This is a genomic window from Streptomyces sp. NBC_00466 (genome assembly GCF_041433995.1).
Lineage (GTDB): Bacteria > Actinomycetota > Actinomycetes > Streptomycetales > Streptomycetaceae > Streptomyces.
The window spans coordinates 6,822,064-6,838,269 of sequence record NZ_CP107896.1; the positions used below are offsets into that span (position 1 = coordinate 6,822,064).

General features: G+C 70.7%; 14 protein-coding genes. 9 read left to right on the plus strand and 5 right to left on the minus strand.

Annotation, left to right across the window (positions count from 1 at the left end; all coding sequences use genetic code 11):
• Nucleotides 1-77 precede the first annotated feature (77 nt).
• From OG210_RS30645 to OG210_RS30660, 4 genes are all read left to right on the plus strand, one after another.
• The gene (locus OG210_RS30645; protein WP_328323662.1) at nt 78-269 is read left to right on the plus strand and encodes a ferredoxin; all 192 of its coding nucleotides are present in this window, start codon (nt 78-80) and stop codon (nt 267-269) included.
• Between the two features lie 53 nt (nt 270-322).
• Entirely contained in the window at nt 323-1,537 is a 1,215-nt protein-coding gene (locus OG210_RS30650) for a cytochrome P450 (protein WP_328323660.1), read from the plus strand.
• A 216-nt stretch (nt 1,538-1,753) separates the two neighbouring features.
• Nucleotides 1,754-2,659 carry a zinc metalloprotease HtpX gene (gene htpX / locus OG210_RS30655; RefSeq protein WP_371539778.1) on the plus strand — a complete coding sequence of 302 codons (906 nt, stop codon included), beginning with the start codon at nt 1,754-1,756 and terminating at the stop codon, nt 2,657-2,659.
• Between the two features lie 105 nt (nt 2,660-2,764).
• Complete coding sequence (locus OG210_RS30660; protein ID WP_328323656.1) at nt 2,765-3,349, plus strand: hypothetical protein; 585 nt, start codon at nt 2,765-2,767, stop codon at nt 3,347-3,349.
• 19 nt (nt 3,350-3,368) lie between these two features.
• Here the strand turns inward: OG210_RS30660 and OG210_RS30665 are convergent, their stop codons facing one another.
• From OG210_RS30665 to OG210_RS30675, 3 genes are all read right to left on the minus strand, one after another.
• On the minus strand, nt 3,369-3,866 hold the full coding sequence (locus OG210_RS30665; RefSeq protein ID WP_328323654.1) for a hypothetical protein: 498 nt from the start codon (nt 3,864-3,866) through the stop codon (nt 3,369-3,371).
• A 211-nt stretch (nt 3,867-4,077) separates the two neighbouring features.
• A complete protein-coding gene (locus OG210_RS30670; RefSeq protein ID WP_328335299.1) occupies nt 4,078-5,964 on the minus strand; it encodes an APC family permease in 1,887 nt (628 codons plus the stop codon).
• 401 nt (nt 5,965-6,365) lie between these two features.
• Entirely contained in the window at nt 6,366-8,294 is a 1,929-nt protein-coding gene (locus OG210_RS30675; protein ID WP_328323652.1) for a hypothetical protein, read from the minus strand.
• A 336-nt stretch (nt 8,295-8,630) separates the two neighbouring features.
• Here OG210_RS30675 and OG210_RS30680 point away from each other — a divergent pair, with 336 nt between their 5' ends.
• Both OG210_RS30680 and OG210_RS30685 read left to right on the plus strand, forming a co-directional pair.
• Nucleotides 8,631-9,089: a MarR family transcriptional regulator gene (locus tag OG210_RS30680; protein WP_328323650.1), complete on the plus strand. Its 459-nt coding sequence runs from the start codon at nt 8,631-8,633 to the stop codon at nt 9,087-9,089.
• A 128-nt stretch (nt 9,090-9,217) separates the two neighbouring features.
• On the plus strand, nt 9,218-10,888 hold the full coding sequence (locus OG210_RS30685; protein ID WP_371540550.1) for an MFS transporter: 1,671 nt from the start codon (nt 9,218-9,220) through the stop codon (nt 10,886-10,888).
• A gap of 153 nt (nt 10,889-11,041) precedes the next feature.
• On the opposite strand, the gene OG210_RS30690 is transcribed toward OG210_RS30685, so the two are convergent.
• Both OG210_RS30690 and OG210_RS30695 read right to left on the minus strand, forming a co-directional pair.
• Nucleotides 11,042-12,049: an MASE1 domain-containing protein gene (locus OG210_RS30690; RefSeq protein ID WP_328323646.1), complete on the minus strand. Its 1,008-nt coding sequence runs from the start codon at nt 12,047-12,049 to the stop codon at nt 11,042-11,044.
• Between the two features lie 51 nt (nt 12,050-12,100).
• Nucleotides 12,101-12,934, minus strand: coding sequence for a PP2C family protein-serine/threonine phosphatase (locus tag OG210_RS30695; protein ID WP_328323644.1), 834 nt, complete (start codon nt 12,932-12,934; stop codon nt 12,101-12,103).
• A gap of 623 nt (nt 12,935-13,557) precedes the next feature.
• On the opposite strand from OG210_RS30695, the gene OG210_RS30700 reads away from it, so the two are divergent.
• From OG210_RS30700 to OG210_RS30710, 3 genes are all read left to right on the plus strand, one after another.
• The gene (locus OG210_RS30700; RefSeq protein ID WP_164262258.1) at nt 13,558-13,761 is read left to right on the plus strand and encodes a cold-shock protein; all 204 of its coding nucleotides are present in this window, start codon (nt 13,558-13,560) and stop codon (nt 13,759-13,761) included.
• Between the two features lie 227 nt (nt 13,762-13,988).
• Entirely contained in the window at nt 13,989-15,488 is a 1,500-nt protein-coding gene (locus OG210_RS30705; protein ID WP_328323642.1) for an MFS transporter, read from the plus strand.
• Between the two features lie 20 nt (nt 15,489-15,508).
• Nucleotides 15,509-16,180, plus strand: a complete 672-nt coding sequence (locus tag OG210_RS30710) for a DNA polymerase ligase N-terminal domain-containing protein (RefSeq protein ID WP_328323640.1) — start codon at nt 15,509-15,511, stop codon at nt 16,178-16,180.
• Nucleotides 16,181-16,206 lie beyond the last annotated feature (26 nt).

The following is a 16,206-nucleotide window of genomic DNA, read 5'->3' on the forward strand; positions in this document are numbered from 1 at the left end:
GAACCGAGTACTACCGTCCGCGAGGGAAGTTACTTTTGTTAAGTAACGCGCTCATCCCCTAGTGCTGGAGGAACGACGTGCAGATCACCGTGGACACCGACAAGTGCTGTGCTGCGGGCCAGTGCGTACTCGCCGCCCCCGACGTGTTCGACCAGCGGGACGAGGACGGGATCGTCGTCGTACTGAACAGCAGCCCGCCCGCCGAACAGCACGACGCAGTGCGGGAGGCCGCGCAGATCTGCCCGGCCGCTGCCATCACCCTGTCCTGACCGGACGGCCCGGCTCCCCGAACACCTCACACCCCCACTGTGGAAGGACGACGATGACCGAGGTCCCCACCGCATCACCCGCGTACACCACCCGCCGCGCTGCCGGATGCCCCTTCGACCCGCCGCCGGAGATGGCCGGCCTGCTCAGCTCGGAGCCGATCTCCAAGGTCACGCTCTGGAACGGTGCAACGGCCTGGTACGTCACCCGGCACGCGGACCAGGTGGCGCTGCTGCGCGACGAGCGCATCAGCGCCGACAACAGGCGGCCCTCCTACCCGAGCTTCAGCGCGGGCAGCGAGGCGACCCGCGCCCACAACCGCACGTTCATCACGATGGACGAACCGGAACACAACGAGCAGCGCAAGCGGTTCACCGGTGACTTCACCATCAAGCGGACCCAGGCCCTGCGGGACCGCATCGAGCGCATCATCGGTGAGCTGCTGGACGAGATGGAGAAGGCCGGACCGCCCGCCGACCTGGTCACTTCCTTCGCGCTGCCGCTGCCCTCGCTGGTCATCTGCGAGCTGCTCGGCGTCCCGTACGAGGACCACGGGTTCTTCCAGCGGGCGAGCGCCGTCATCGTCGACACCCGCAGCAGCGCGCAGGACGCCCTGGACGCCTCCCAGGAACTGGTCGACTACCTGGGCGACCTGGTGCAGAAGAAGGCCGAGCACCCCGGCGACGACCTGCTCAGCCGGCTCGCCGCGGACTATCTGGTCACCGGGATCAGCACCCGTGACGAATGCGCCAAACAGGCGCGGCTGCTGCTGGTCGCCGGGCACGAGACCACGGCCAACATGATCGCCCTCGGCACCTGCGCGCTGCTCCAGAACCCCGAGCAGCTGGCCGCGGTCCGCGACGGCAGCCCTCAGCGGGTCGCGGGCGCGGTCGAGGAACTGCTGCGGTACCTGTCCATCACCCACCTGGGGCGCCGCCGCGTCGCCACCGAGGACATCGAGGTCGGCGGACAGCTCATCAGGGCCGGTGAAGCGGTCATCTGTGCCACCGATGTCGCCAACCGCGACCCGGAGGTCTTCGAGGAGCCCGGCCGGCTCGACATCGACCGGCAGGCCCGCAGGCACCTCGCGTTCGGCTCGGGCCCCCACCAGTGTCTCGGCCAGAACCTCGCCCGCGTCGAGCTCCAGCTGGCCTACCCCGCCCTGCTGCGCCGCCTGCCCGGGCTGCGGCTCGACCGCCCGCTCGACGAGATCAACTTCCGTACCGACATGGCCGTCTACGGCGTCCACGAACTGCCCGTCGCCTGGTGAGACCGCCGGTGCCGCGGCCCGTCCCGACACCCGGGGCGGTCCGCGGCACCGGCGCGCCCCGCCGTTCGTCCGGCGCTGATGCCGGGGCCGGAGTCCAGTTCTGCGCCCGGGCCGGCGTCCGGCAGAACCGGGATTCCCTGAACTCGCCGCATACCCTGCCTTTACGTGGAAGGAGGACAATTGACGTAGGGGGGAGAACCTCTACAGGAGACAAAGATGACCCGAAGCCGCTTCACTCTCGACCGCGGTCTCACCACGCGCATGGTGACCACCATGTTCCTGATCGGGCTGCTGTACGTCGTCCTGGTCGGCGTGCTGCTCGTTCTGCTGCACGGTGCCTGGCTGGTCATCGCGGTGGTCGCGGGTGTGCTCTTCATTGCTCAGTTCTGGTTCAGCGACAAGATCATCGCTCTCTCCATGGGGGCGCACGAGGTCACCCCGGAAGAGGCCCCTGAACTGCACGGCGCGATCGACCGGATCTGCGCGCTGGCCGACATGGCCAAACCGCGGGTGGCCGTCGCCCGGAGCGACATCCCGAACGCCTTCGCCACCGGCCGCAGCGAGCGCACCGCGCTGGTCTGTGCCACGACCGGTCTGATGCGCCGGCTGGAGCCCGAGGAACTGGAGGGCGTGCTCGCGCACGAGATGTCGCACGTCGCCCACCGCGACGCCGCGGTGATGACGATCGCCTCCTTCCTCGGCGTGCTGTCCGGACTCATCACCCGGGTCGCCCTGTGGAGCGGATTCGCGAGGAGCGCCAGGAACGCGGGACCGCTCGGCCTCGCGATCGTGCTCGTACCGCTGGCCAGCGCCGTGGTGTACGTGCTCAGCTTCCTGCTGACCCGGCTGCTCTCCCGCTACCGGGAGCTCTCCGCAGACCGGGCCGCCGCCCTGCTCACCGGCCGCCCGTCGGCCCTCGCATCGGCGCTCACCAAGGTGGAGGGCCAGATGGCGCGGATCCCGACCGAGGACCTGCGGAAGGCGGAGCCGTACAACGCCTTCTACTTCATGCCCGCGTTCTCCTCGAAGGACAGCCTGAGCCGGCTGTTCTCCTCCCACCCGACGCTCGAACAGCGGCTTGACCAGCTCGCGCGTATCTCGACCGAACTCGCCCGCCCGTGACACCGCGGCCCGCGGTTCGTCGTGCGGGCCCGGCGCATCCTTGTGTGACCGACGAACGGCGTCCGCCCGTCGTCCGCCCGTGCTGACCCCGTAGGAGTACGTCTCGTGGGATTTCTCGACAGCATCCTCGGCCGGAGCAAGCCGGTCCGCCCCGATCTGGACCAGCTGTTCGCCGTGCCGTCCGCCGCCCTCACCCTCCAGGCGGGTGCTGGGTTCACCCCCACCGGGATGGGGTCCGTCTGCTTCGCGGGTGTCGAGGGTGGCGGCTTCGCCCGGATCAAGCAGGACGTCGAGGAACTGCTCGACGCGGACACGGGGCGCGGCGGCGCCCCGGTCCGGTTCAGCCAGGACTCGTACGGCTACACCTGGCTGCTGGCCCAGCAGCCGCCCGACGACACGGCGGCGCTCGTCAACGACCTGCACGCGGTCAACTCACTGCTGGAGGACGGCGGGTTCGGCCCGCAGCTGCTCTGCTCGCTGGTCGCGTTCAAGGACGCCGAGCAGCGGCCGCTCGCGCTGGTCTACCTGTACAAGCGGGGCACGTTCTTCCCCTTCGCGCCGATGCCCGACGGTGCGGAGAAGCGGGACAGCGCACTGGAACTCCAGGTCAAGGCGGTCCTGGGGGATGACCTGCGCGTCGAGCCCGACCTGGCCCGGTGGTTCCCGGTCTGGGGTGCGCCCGGCCTGTAGCTGCTCCGCCGCCTTCCGGTCAGCGGCGCCACCAGCGGCCCTTCGGCCTGCGGTGGCCCGGCGGGGTGGGCGGCCGGTCGGCCGGCGGGGGTGGGGGAGCGGGAGCACCCGGGGCGTCCGAGGGGAGATCCTGCTCGCTCACCCCGCCTGTGCTCGTGCTGCTCGTGCCTGTGCCCGTAGCCGCGCCGGGGCCCGCACCCGCACCCGTGCCGGTCTCGGTGCCGGTCGGCGGGCGGAGGCCCTCCGTCGAGTAGCTCGTCGTCGCGATGGCCTCGACGAGCTGCTGTTCGGTGAACTCCTCCGAGCCCCCGATGTGGGGGACGAACCCCACCAGCATCCCGTCGCTGAGTACCTGCGCGTCGAGCCCCGCCGCCCCGTCCGTGTCCCAGAGCGCCTCGATGTTCCAGTCGATGACGACGCGGACCCCGAACTGGTAGACACCCACCTCGGCGACATGCGCCATCACCCCGCGGGCGCGCAGCGCGGTCACCAGCCGTTCGGCGCGTTCGGAGTTCATAGGCGGCACAACCTCCCTGGGTCGCGGTCCCGGGAGCCGGGAACGGCTTCAACAGGCAGACAAACCGGATAAATCAATATCCCGACTCCACTGTATTCCCCGCACGACGGCAACGGCAGCGGCACGGATCCGGACACGGACCTGGACAGGGATCCGGGCTCGGGCACCCACAGATACAGGCTCGGACACGGGCTCGGACATGGACTCGGATTCAGATGTGGAAGGGCACCGTCGTCACCACGATCTTCGGCAGGGGCCGCAGCGCGCGCCGCAGCCGCCCGCCGAGCGGGCTGTGCAGCAGACGGTGCCGCCAGTGGCGTACGACGATCTCCGGCAGGATCACCGTGATGGTCAGGTCCGGGCGCTGGTGGTGCAGTGACTCGATGTAGCCGACGAGCGGAGCGACGGTCGCGCGGTACGGCGAGATGACGATCCGCAGCGGAAGGTGGTCGCCCCACAGGAGCCAGGCCTCGCGGAACCGCTCGGCGTCCTCGTCACCAGCGCTGACGTGCAGCGCGAGAACCGGCTGCTGCAGGGACGCAGCATAGGCGAGCGCGCGCATGCTCGCCTGGTGCAGGGCGTCGATCAGGACGACGGAGAGATGGCTGATCGACTCGGGCGAGTCCTCGGACTCCCGGTCCTCCTGGGTGGCCTCGGACGATGGCTCCGCCGCGCCCGCCGCGCCTGCCGCATCCGGCGGGCGCGCGGGCCGCACGGCGGGCAGCGAACTGCCGGAGCGCGGTGTGATCGTGCGGCTGGGGACCTCGATCGTCTGCGGGTGCAGCCGCAGCGCCTCGCCCACCCTGTCGTAGTGGCGCCGGATCCGCGTGGTCACCAGCAGGAACAGCGCCACGGTCACCAGTGCCAGCCAGGCGCCCTCGGTGAACTTGGTGATTCCGGCCGTGATGAAGACGACCGCGGAGAGCAGTGCCCCGGTGGCGTTGAAGCACAGGCTCTTGCGCCAGTGCCGGCTGCGCGCGCGCCACCAGTGCACCACCATGCCGCTCTGGGAGAGCGTGAAGGCGAGGAAGACCCCGACGGCGTACAGCGGAATCAGCGAGTCCGTCCTGCCGTCGAAGGCCACATAGACCACCGCGGCGGCGACCGAGAGCAGGATGACCCCGTTGCTGAAGGCCAGCCGGTCGCCGAGCCGCAGGAAGACCCGGGGTGCGTGATGGTCGCGGGCCAGCAGGAAGAGCACCCGGGGGAAGTCGTTGTACGCGGTGTTCGCGGCGAGGAGGAGTACCAGCGCGGTCGCCGCCTGAGTGAAGACGTACATACCGCCGGACCCGAAACTGCGGTGGGCCAGCTGCGAGAGCACGGTCTCGCCGGACTCCGGTACGACGCCCTCCAGATGGACCATGGCGACCGTCCCCGCGAAGAGGGCGACCAGCAGCCCGATCATCCAGGAGAGCGTGGTGCGCGCGTTGCGCCAGGCGACCGGCTGGAAGGCCGGTACGGCGTTGGAGATCGCCTCGATACCGGTCATGGCCGTCGAACCCGATGCGAACGCCCGCATCACGAGCAGCACGCCGACCCCCTCGACCGCGTGCTGCGGCGGCGTGGGCACCACGGCGAAGTCCCGGCCCGCCGCGTGGTAGAGACCGAAGGCGACCAGCGCGGCGATGGCGATGACAAAGGCGTACGTCGGCGCGGCGAAGAGCGCGCCCGCCTGCCGGACACCGCGCAGATTCCCGGCGAGCAGCACCGCGATGACCAGGACACCGATCGGTACGGCATCGTTCGCGAGCCCCGGAATCGCGGAGGTCACAGCGGCCGTACCGGACGAGATGGAGACGGCGACGGTGAGGATGTAGTCGGTCATCAGACCGGCCGCGGCCACCAGCCCGGGCAGCCGGCCGAGATTGTCCGTCGCGACGATGTACGAACCGCCGCCCTGGGGGTACGCGCGGATCGTCTGGCGGTACGAGACCCCGACGGCCAGCATCAGGAAGACGATCGCCAGCGCCACCGGCACCGAGTACCGGAGCCCCGGCGCGCCGGCCAGCACCAGCACTGCGAGCAGCGCCTCCGGGCCGTACGCCACCGACGACAGCGCGTCCGCCGACAGCACCGGCAGAGCCACCAGCTTGCGCATCCGCTCGCGCGCGACCGCCGAACTCCGCAGTGGCGCCCCCAGCACCGCGCGCCGGATCCGGGCGCGTGCCCTGCCCGCACCGCCCGCCTCCTCCCAGCCGACCTCGACCTCGCGGGCGCCCGAACCGGCCGGCCCGCCGACGAGCGAAGCCACCGGCACGAACCGTCCGAAGCGGGCCGGCACGATCTGGGCGGGTTCCGGGAAGCTGCCCACATCGGGATCGACGGGCAGGGCATGGCGCCAGGCCGCGGGCGCCGCGGACACTCGCCCCCACTCGTGCCCGACCAGCCGCAGCAGCGTCGACTGCTCCTCGCTGAGCTCCGGGACCGAGACCAGCGAACTGTAGGTGCTGTCCCGTTCCTGGCGGTCGTCCGGCCGGGCCTTCCGGCCCCGCGCTCCGCTCACAGGGGCTCGCCCCCACCGCCCGCCGGGCAGCGACGGATCCGCCCTGCCCGGTCCGTGCCGCACCCGCCGGTGCGCCCGGGGGCGGCGTACGCGGGCGGCTCCGGTGGGCGGCCCGGTGGCGGGGCGGCGCCGGCGGGGGCCGTGGGCAGTGTGGCGGTGGTGATGGTCATCGGTTTGTCGCTCACCGCGATCAGATAGAACCGGGCGCCGTTGCGGGGCAGGCTGCGGAATCCGCCCGGCGGGCTGACGACGTACGAGGCGGAGGCGTGCGGGGCGATGGTGTGCGGACCCGAGCGGATGGTCCACCAGCCGGACGCCCCCTGACCGGTACGGCTGGCGAAGTGCGGGGAGAGCGCGTGGTCCGTCGTGTTCACCGCGTGCACCAGCACCGATGTGATGCCCCGGTGCGGCCGGTCGGCCAGCCGCGGCGTCACGCTCATCCGCAGCGGCGGCGGGCTCGCGGCAGCCACTGTCAGGCAGAGCAGTGACGGTACGACCAGAACGGTGGCCACCACGGCCTTGGCCCGGTGCGAGCGCACGCGCGGGATCAGCGGCTGCCAGGCGGTCGCCAGCGCGGAGGCCGGGACGGTGGCGGCCGCCGCCAGCCACAGCGGCGTCATCAGCAGGAAGTAGCCGTCCTGCGAACGCGTGGCGAGGTAGAAGGGCAGCCAGGGCAGCACCGTGAGAGCGGGGCCCAGCCTCCGTACGAAGAGCAGCGTGGCGCCGAGCAGGCCCAGGAGCAGCAGCAGACTCGCGTACGAGTAGAAGTCCAGGTGGCTGCTGCCGTCGGTGAAGTAGTAGGAGAAGCCCATGGCGCCCTGGCCGTGCAGGATCGCGCCCTGGGTGATGGGCAGCAGCGAGCCCTCCAGCCAGCCGTGGAAGTCGTCGGCGGCGAAGTAGGCGTTCAGCGCGGCCCAGGTGAGGGCGGCCGTACCGGCGTACCGGGCGACCACGCCGAGTGCGGCCCGCCCGCCCAGCTCGCCGCGGCGCACGGCGTGGATGCCGATCAGCAGGAACGGCACGACGAACCAGGCCAGTTGCTGGCTGGCGCAGGCCGCGCCGAGGCAGACGGCCCGGAACACTCCGTACCGTCCCAGACGTCCCCCCGCGCCGGTGTCGGGCCAGCGGACGACGACCGGGACCAGGAAGGCCAGGGCCAGGACGGCCGGATAGCCCGAGCGCGCGTAGCCGGGCAGCAGGCCGAAGCCCAGGCAGACAGCGGTGACCGCCGGACGCCACGGCGCGGGGAGCAGCGCCCAGAGGGTCACGGTGCCGACGAGCAGCGCTGTGACGGTCACCAGGGTCGCCGCGGCCGTCGAGTGCACCACGGCGTGGATCGGGGCGGCGATCAGCGCGGTCAGCGGCGGATAGGCGTAGGTGTAGTCGACGCCGCCCGACATGGTCTTGGTGACCCCGACCTTCGGCGTGCCGAAGAGCCACGGCCACGGCTGGCCGTAGACCGGCTGGCCGTGCAGGATCGCGTTCGCGGCCTGAGCGGTCAGCACACCCTCGTCCGAACCGGCGTGATCCAGCCAGTAGTGGCAGAGCACCAGGGCGATCGCGAGACCCAGCACGGCCAGGTCCACCTTCGCCAGGGTGCGGCGGCCGCGTACGGAGAGGGCCAGGACACCGCACGTCAGGATCCCCGCGTAACAGACCGTCACGATCGCCGCGACGACCGGGTGCGACATGGTGGCCTGGGTCCAGAGGGTGCGGGTGCCGATGAAAAGGCTGACCACCGCGACCACGGTCAGTCCGCGGTGCCACTGCGGCGGCGCTGCGTCCGGCAGCCGTTGCGCGCGCGGCAGCCGTACGGGACCGCCCACCGGCCGACGTGTTCCGGTGGCCGGGCCGGGCGTGGGCAGGCCGTCGTCCATGGCAGCTTCCTTCATGGTGAACCCGGACCGGAACGCGGCGGCAGTCATCACGCGGACGTACGTACCTTGCCCGCGTCCGCCGTGTGGCCTTGGGGCCTTGGTGCTTCGAAGGCTAGGACGGAAGTCGGCACCAGGGCCTGCGATGCCTGGTGTCCTGTGCCGATTCCGGGTCGCAAAAGGCCAGGTGGGAGGGGTGATTGCCGTTCATCGTCGCATTGCGCCGAACGGCTGTCCCCGCGGTGTGAGGACGTGAACCGCCCAGTGGTTACGGCTGGTTGATAAGCCTATTGTTATTACCCGGACCGGCATGACTTGGACGGGCATGACTTGGACCGGCATTGCTTGGACCGGCGCTTCGCCGGAACGACAGCGGGGGGTGATGGCGTGACCGGGACCTTGGGGGACAGCGCGGAACCGGCGGACGCCGCAGCGGCGGCGACGTCCATACGGCTTGCGGTGGCCCGGATCGCCCGCCGGCTCAGGCAGGCGCACCGGGTCGGCGACGTGACGCTCTCCGAGGTGTCCGTGCTCTCCCGGCTGAGCCGGGACGGAGCGGATTCCCCGGGATCGCTCGCCGAGCTGGAGCGGGTGCGCCCGCAGGCGATGGCATCGACGCTGGGCGCACTGGAGGAGCGCGGACTGGTGAGCCGCGAACCGGACACCCGCGACGGCCGGCGCGCGGTGATAGCGGTGACCGACGCCGGCCGCAAGGTACTGATCGACCGCAGGTCGGAGTCCGTCCAGCGGCTCACCGAGGCCATCGACGGGGAGTTCACGCCCGCTGAGCGGCAGCGGCTTCTCGCGGTCGTGCCGCTGCTCGACAGGCTCGCGGAGCGGCTGTAATGCCCGCGACCCGGAGCGGGAGCCCGAGCCCGAGCCGCGGCCCGAGCCGGACCGGGAGCGCCGAGGCCGGGGAGCGGTACAAATGGATCGCTCTCTCCAACACCACGCTCGGCGTACTGATCGCGGCCATGGACGCCTCGATCGTGATCATCTCCCTGCCCGCCATCTTCCGGGGCATCGGGCTCGATCCGCTCGCCCCCGGGAACATCGGCTATCTGCTCTGGATGATCCTCGGCTATCTGCTGGTCTCCGCGGTGCTGGTGGTCGCACTCGGCAGGCTCGGCGACATGTTCGGCCGGGTCCGGATGTACAACATGGGCTTCGCGATCTTCGCGTGCGCCTCGCTCGCCCTCTCGCTCGATCCGCTGAAGGGCGGTCCGGGCGCGCTGTGGCTGATCGGATTCCGTGTCGTGCAGGCGGTCGGCGGCTCGATGCTGACGGCGAACTCGGCGGCCATCCTCACCGACGCGTTCCCCGCCCGGCAGCGCGGCATGGCCCTGGGCGTCAACCAGATCACCGCCCTGGCCGGGCAGTTCCTCGGTCTGCTGGCGGGCGGCCTGCTGGCCACCATCGACTGGCGCGCGGTGTTCTGGGTCAGCGTGCCCATCGGGGTGTTCGGCACGATCTGGTCGTACCGCAGTCTGCGTGAGACCAGCGCCCGCACAGCGGGCCGTATCGACTGGGCGGGCAATCTCACCTTCACGGGCGGCGCCGGCCTGCTGCTCGCCGCCATCACGTACGGAATCCAGCCGTACGGTGGCCATCCGACCGGCTGGACCAACCCCATGGTGCTGGGCGGGCTCGGCGCTGGAGTGCTGCTGCTTGTGGCCTTCTGCCTCATCGAGACCCGGGTCGCCGAACCGATGTTCCGGCTCGGCCTGTTCCGGGTGCGTGCCTTCGCCGCCGGGAACCTCGCGGCGCTGCTCACCGCCATCGCCCGTGGCGGACTCCAGTTCATGCTGATCATCTGGCTGCAGGGCATCTGGCTGCCGCTGCGCGGATACGACTTCGAAAGCACCCCGCTCTGGGCGGGCATCTTCATGCTGCCGCTGACCGTCGGATTCCTCATCGCGGGACCGGTCTCCGGCATCCTCTCCGACCGCTACGGCGCCCGGCTGTTCTCCACCACCGGACTCCTTCTCGTGGCCGGTGGATTCGTCGGTCTGCTGCTCCTGCCGGTGAACTTCTCGTACCCCGCATTCGCCGCTCTGCTGCTGCTCAGTGGCCTCGGCCAGGGGATGTTCTCCGCCCCGAACACCTCGGCGATCATGGGCAGTGTGCCGCCGGAGCAGCGCGGGGTCGCGTCGGGGATGCGCTCCACCTTCCAGAACTCGGGCACCGCCCTGTCGATCGGCCTTTCGTTCTCCCTGATGATCTCCGGCCTGGCGGTGACGCTGCCGCACACGCTGAGCAGCGGTCTGCAGGGGCAGGGCGTGCCCGCGGGGACGGCACAGCAGGTGGCCGGACTGCCGCCGGTGAGCACGCTGTTCGCCACCTTCCTCGGCAAGAACCCGATCAGCCAGCTCCTCGGACCCAGCGGGGTGCTGGACACGCTGCCCACACACAACGTCATGACGCTGACCGGCAAGGAGTTCTTCCCCGGACTGGTCTCGGGCCCGTTCCACCACGGACTCGTCACCGTCTTCGGCGTCGCCACCGTGATGGCACTGGTCGCCGCGCTCGCCTCGCTGCTGCGTGGCCGGCACTACAAGGCGGGACCGGGCGGCCGGCCCACCGGCGCCGGGAGCCCGGTCGGCTCCGGTGCGCCCGACAGCGCCCCTGACTGCCCGAACGACTGACTGCCCGAACGACTGACTGCCCGAACGGTTGACTGCCCGAACGACGGCGCCCCCCGATCCCCGAACGACGGCTCCACCGAGAAGTGGGTCGCGGACCGCGGCCGGTGAGCGGCGCGCCCGGGGCGGCGCTCCGGCGGGCGGGAACCCGCCTCCTCAGCCGCTGTCGCGCCGGCGGGTGGCCGTCGACGGCCATCCGCGCCGCTGCTCCGCGGGCGCGAGCTGGTCGACCACGTCGGCCAGCTCCTCGCAGGCCCGCTCGATCCGGCGGCGGACGTTCTTGTGCTCGGTGACGATCGCGGCGAGCAGCAGCGCGGTCAGCGCCACTGATCCGTTGAGCGCCGTGAGACCGACCATCGCCTCGAACAGGGTGAGACCCATGAAGGGCCCCGCGCGCCCGGTGGCCGCCACGACCGCCAGCACGGCCACCAGGAGCGCGCAGGGCGCGCTGCCGGCCAGCTCGAAACGGAGTGCTGCCCAGATCAGCAGCGGAAAGACCAGGAAGAGCAGGGCGTACTGGGTCTCGGTCGCCACCGGGACTACCACGGCGGCGGCCACCACCAACGCACCGCCCTCCACCCACCGGTCCGTTCGCCAGGGCAGCCGGGCCCGGCGCAGGACCAGCAGCAGCGGGGTCACCATCAGCACACCCATCGCGTCCCCGGCCCACCACGCGAACCAGACCGGCCAGAAACCGCTCTTGGGGAGTTTGTCCTCAAGGAGCAGCACAACGCTGCCCGTTGTCGCGCTGATGAGCATGGCGCCGAGCGCCCCGAGGAAGATCAGGGCGGCGCCGTCCCGCAGCCGGGACAGATCCATCCGGAAGTCCGCCCGGCGGAGCATCAGCAGGGCGCACACGGGGGCGAGCGTGTTGCCCGCGATGATGCCGAAGTCGCCGGCGCCGAACGAGGAGCCGCCCGTCGACGCGACGGCGAGCAGGGCCCCGACCGCGATGCCCGGCCAGATGCGGAGGCCCCAGTACAGCAGGCAGCCCAGCGCGACTCCCGTCGGCGGCCACAGAGGTGTGACCACCGCGCCGTGGACGGTCACCTGCCGCAGCAGTCCGATCCGGCCGGACACGTAGTACGCGACAGCGACGGCGAGAATCCGCAGGGCGGTCGCCGTCGCGCCTCTGGCTGTCTCACTGCGGATCACGGCGCCCATCAGACACCGTGTCCCGAGCCTCGGCCGGGCAAGACACGCGTGCTCCAGCTGTCACGCGGTTCTGCCGGGTGCGCTGTCGTGGCACAGCACGAGTACGGCGGCGTCGTCCTGGTGCCCCGTGAGCACCGCTGCCTTGATGATCTCGTCGGCCAGTACGTCGGCATCGGCACCCGCATGGGCGACCGCCCGGTGCATCACGGCCTCCAGCCCCTTCTCGATGGGGAAGGACGGTCCTTCGATCACCCCGTCGGTGATCAGTACGAACGCGCCCGCCTCCGTCAGCCGCCGCCGGGTGACCGGGTAGTGCTCGCTCTCCTGGACCCCCAGCGGCAGGCCCCCTTCGTCATCGATGACGCCGGCCCGTCCGTCCGCCGTGGCCCAGACCGCCGGGACATGTCCGGCGCGGGCGCTGTCGATCTCCCAGGTGACGGGGTCGAAGCGGAGGAAGGTGCAGGTCGCGAAGAGGGTGGAGTTCACCGAGAGCAGCAGGTCGTTGGTCCGGCCGATGATCTCGCCGGGGTCCGCCGCGGTCCTGGCGATGGCCCGCATCCCGATCCGGATCTGGCCCATGAAGGCGGCCGCCTCGACATCGTGTCCCTGTACGTCGCCGATGGCGAACCCGAGCGAACCGTCCGGGAGCGGAAACCCGTCGTACCAGTCGCCCCCGATGTCCAGCCCGCTGCGGGCCGGGGTGTAGCGGGCCGTGGTACGCAGACCGGGCAGACCGGGCAGGCCGGACGGGAGCATTTCGCGCTGCAGGGCCTCGGCCAGTTCCACCCGCGCCTGATGGAGCTCCACTTCCCGCCGGGCCCGGGCAGTGAGCTGGTGGAGCGTGGTGAGGAGCTCGTCGGCGCTTGCGGAACGAGGAGGACGACGCCGGTTCATGAGCGGCTCCGCGGTGCGTTTGTTCCCGGGCCGCGACCGGGGCCCGTGGTCGCGGGTCAGGCCGTGTACTGGCCCGTCGGGCCTCTCCTCTCCGACGGTCACGGTCCGTGGGTCCGGTGACCGATACCTGCATTTTATTTCCGGAGCCGGGATCCCGCAGCCGCCAGCGGTGGGCGAGCTCCCCGAAGCTGTGGATACCGCGCTCTCGGAGTGGGCCGCGGCGGTGCGTGGCCGGAGCCGGTGATCAGGGCCATGGCGGCAAATGAAGCTCCTCCGGGCACGTTGGTGAAGCGCGACGCGACGGAGCCTGAATTTCTTCTGTCCTGATCTTCAATCGCACTTTCGAGTGCTCGGAGGCGGGGGCGAGTGGGACATTGATCGTCATATCGAACGCAATGAAACGGCCGGATGTGTGCCAGGAGGGGCTCAACGGATGAGCCGACGGGGTCGCCGCGCGTTCGGCCGTGTAGCGTCTCACCCAGCTGTCGTGGTTCCGAAGTACCTCTCGCCCGTGCGTACATGCACGGGCGGGTCTGCTGTTCGGCGTCTCCGAGGACCAGGGCGATCACCTCCGGCTCCCGCGAAGTGCGGGAGCCGACTTCGAGTCCCCTTGGAGGGCAATCATGGCCAGTGGCACCGTTAAGTGGTTCAACGCGGAAAAGGGTTTCGGCTTCATTGAGCAGGATGGTGGGGGCCCGGACGTCTTCGCCCACTACTCCAACATCAACGCTCAGGGCTTCCGCGAGCTGCAGGAGGGCCAGAAGGTGAACTTCGACATCACGCAGGGCCAGAAGGGCCCGCAGGCGGAGAACATCGTCCCCGCCTGATCCGGCGGTGTGCCCGCCTCCGGCCTGTGCCGGGGGCGGGCACTGTCGTTTCCGGATCTTCACGGTGTGTTCGCCCCTGACGCGGCCGTCGCACCGGGGCGTACGCCGGTGCGCGATGGACCGCACGGGTGTGTTCCGCAGGCGCGCCCTCCTGTTTGTGTGGATGATCTGCTGGGAAGCGGGTGAATCTCCGCTGCCCCGGAGCCGCCGTACGCAGGAGGAATCTGATGAGCAGCGCCGGAGGCCCCGCCATCGGCACCATCACCACCGAGGTGCCCGCGCGGCTCGACCGGCTGCCCTGGTCGCGCTGGCACTGGATGATCGTGACCGGGCTCGGGACGGTCTGGATCCTCGACGGTCTCGAAGTCACGGTGGTGGGCAACATCGCCGGCCGGCTCTCGGAGAGCGGCAGCGGACTGTCCATCAGCGACTCCCAGGTGACCGGGCTCGGAGCCGCCCTCTACGTGGCGGGTGCCTGCTCGGGTGCGCTGGTCTTCGGCCGGCTCACCGACCGCTTCGGCCGCAAGAAGCTCTTCCTCATCACTCTCGCCGTCTATCTGGCGGCGACCGCGATGACCGCGCTCTCCTTCTCGGCCTGGTGGTTCTTCCTCTTCCGGTTCCTCACCGGCTTCGGCATCGGCGGCGAGTACGCGGCCATCAACTCGGCCATCGACGAACTGATTCCCAGCAGGTACCGCGGCCGGGTGGACCTGATCATCAACGGCAGCTACTGGCTCGGCGCCATGGGCGGCGCCCTCCTCTCGGTGCCGGCCCTCGACACCGGCATCTTCCCCGAGAACATCGGCTGGCGCCTCACGTTCGCGCTCGGCGTCGTCCTCGGCCTGGTGATCCTGCTGGTGCGCAGGCACGTACCCGAGAGCCCGCGCTGGATGTTCATCCACGGACAGTCCGACGGCGCGAACGCGATCGTCGACGGTGTCGAGAAGAAGATCGAGGAGGAGACGGGCGCGCCGCTGCCGGAAGCGGGCCCGGCCATCACCATCGAGCAGCGCGGAAGCGTCAGTTTCGTCGAGACCGGCCGTACGCTCTTCCGCGCGTACCCCGAGCGCGCGACGCTCGGCTTCTCGCTCTTCATCGGCCAGGCGTTCCTGTACAACGCCATCACCTTCGGGTTCAGCTCCATCCTGGTGAAGTTCTTCGGTGTCTCCAGCGGTACGACGGGGTACTTCTTCGCGGTCATCGCGTTCGGGAACTTCCTCGGCCCGCTGCTGCTGGGCAGGCTCTTCGACACCGTCGGGCGCCGGAAGATGATCTCGGGTACGTACATCCTCTCGGGGCTGCTGCTCTTCCTGACCGCCTGGTTCTTCGACCAGGGGTGGCTCAACGCGGCGACCATGACGGTGTGCTGGTGCGTGGTGCTGTTCTTCGCGTCGGCCGGGGCCAGTTCGGCCTACCTGACGGTGAGCGAGATCTTCCCGATGGAGACCCGGGCCATGGCGATCGCCCTGTTCTACGCGCTCGGTACGGCGGCGGGCGGAATTTCCGGGCCGCTCATCTTCTCCGGTCTCACATCGAGCGGTGTGGTCTCGGACGCCGTCATCGCGTTCTGTATCGGTGCCGCCCTGATGGTCGCCGCCGGGGTGGTGGCCGTGCTGTTCGCGGTGAACGCGGAGGGCAGGTCACTGGAGGACATCGCGCGCCCGCTCTCCCAACGGGCCCCGGCCGCCGGCGGACCGGCCGCGCCGCCGAGAGCCGCCGCCGTATGAACGCGAGGAAGGCACCGGACATGAGCGGCGACGAACCTCTGGAAAAGTACCGGGGCAAGCGGGACTTCGGTACGACGTCGGAGCCCCGCGGCGGGACGGCGGGGCAGGGTGACGCACCCTGCTTCGTGGTACAGATCCACGACGCGCGCCGGATGCACTTCGACTTCAGGCTCGAAGTGGACGGCGTACTCAAGTCCTGGGCCGTGCCGAAGGGGCCGTCCGCCGAGCCGAAGGACAAGCGGCTCGCCGTCCCCACCGAGGACCACCCGCTGGAGTACCGGGAGTTCGAGGGGGTCATTCCGCAGGGCGAGTACGGCGGCGGCACGGTCATCGTCTGGGACGAGGGCACCTACCGCCCGCTCAGCCACGACCGCCGCGGCCACAGCATCCCGTTCGGGGAGTCCATCGAGCGCGGGCATGCGACGTTCTGGCTGGACGGGACCCAACTGCAGGGTGAGTACGCGCTGACGCGTTTCCACGGAGGCGGCGACAGCACCGACCCCGAGGCCTGGCTGCTCATCAAGGCGAGAGAGAAGACCGGCACGGCGCGGGGCAGGGCCGGCGGGACCCGGACGGCGGCCCGGGAGAGCCACGGCGCCACGGATCCCCGCCGGGCGCGCTCGGTCCGTACCGGAAGAACGCTCCAGCAGGTAGCCGACAGCGCGGCGGACGACGGCAGCGGGAAGCCCTGAGCGAGGACCCGTACGGGACGCACTGA

What these genes read in the sequence shown, in the direction of transcription:
- OG210_RS30695 (WP_328323644.1), bottom strand. Translation starts at nt 12,934, where the DNA reads ATGAACCGGCGTCGTCCTCCTCGTTCCGCAAGCGCCGACGAGCTCCTC.
- OG210_RS30705 (WP_328323642.1), top strand. Translation starts at nt 13,989, where the DNA reads ATGAGCAGCGCCGGAGGCCCCGCCATCGGCACCATCACCACCGAGGTG.
- OG210_RS30665 (WP_328323654.1), bottom strand. Translation starts at nt 3,866, where the DNA reads ATGAACTCCGAACGCGCCGAACGGCTGGTGACCGCGCTGCGCGCCCGC.
- OG210_RS30650 (WP_328323660.1), top strand. Translation starts at nt 323, where the DNA reads ATGACCGAGGTCCCCACCGCATCACCCGCGTACACCACCCGCCGCGCT.
- OG210_RS30710 (WP_328323640.1), top strand. Translation starts at nt 15,509, where the DNA reads ATGAGCGGCGACGAACCTCTGGAAAAGTACCGGGGCAAGCGGGACTTC.
- htpX (WP_371539778.1), top strand. Translation starts at nt 1,754, where the DNA reads ATGACCCGAAGCCGCTTCACTCTCGACCGCGGTCTCACCACGCGCATG.
- OG210_RS30690 (WP_328323646.1), bottom strand. Translation starts at nt 12,049, where the DNA reads ATGGGCGCCGTGATCCGCAGTGAGACAGCCAGAGGCGCGACGGCGACC.
- OG210_RS30685 (WP_371540550.1), top strand. Translation starts at nt 9,218, where the DNA reads ATGGACGCCTCGATCGTGATCATCTCCCTGCCCGCCATCTTCCGGGGC.
- OG210_RS30670 (WP_328335299.1), bottom strand. Translation starts at nt 5,964, where the DNA reads ATGCGCAAGCTGGTGGCTCTGCCGGTGCTGTCGGCGGACGCGCTGTCG.
- OG210_RS30675 (WP_328323652.1), bottom strand. Translation starts at nt 8,294, where the DNA reads ATGACTGCCGCCGCGTTCCGGTCCGGGTTCACCATGAAGGAAGCTGCC.
- OG210_RS30700 (WP_164262258.1), top strand. Translation starts at nt 13,558, where the DNA reads ATGGCCAGTGGCACCGTTAAGTGGTTCAACGCGGAAAAGGGTTTCGGC.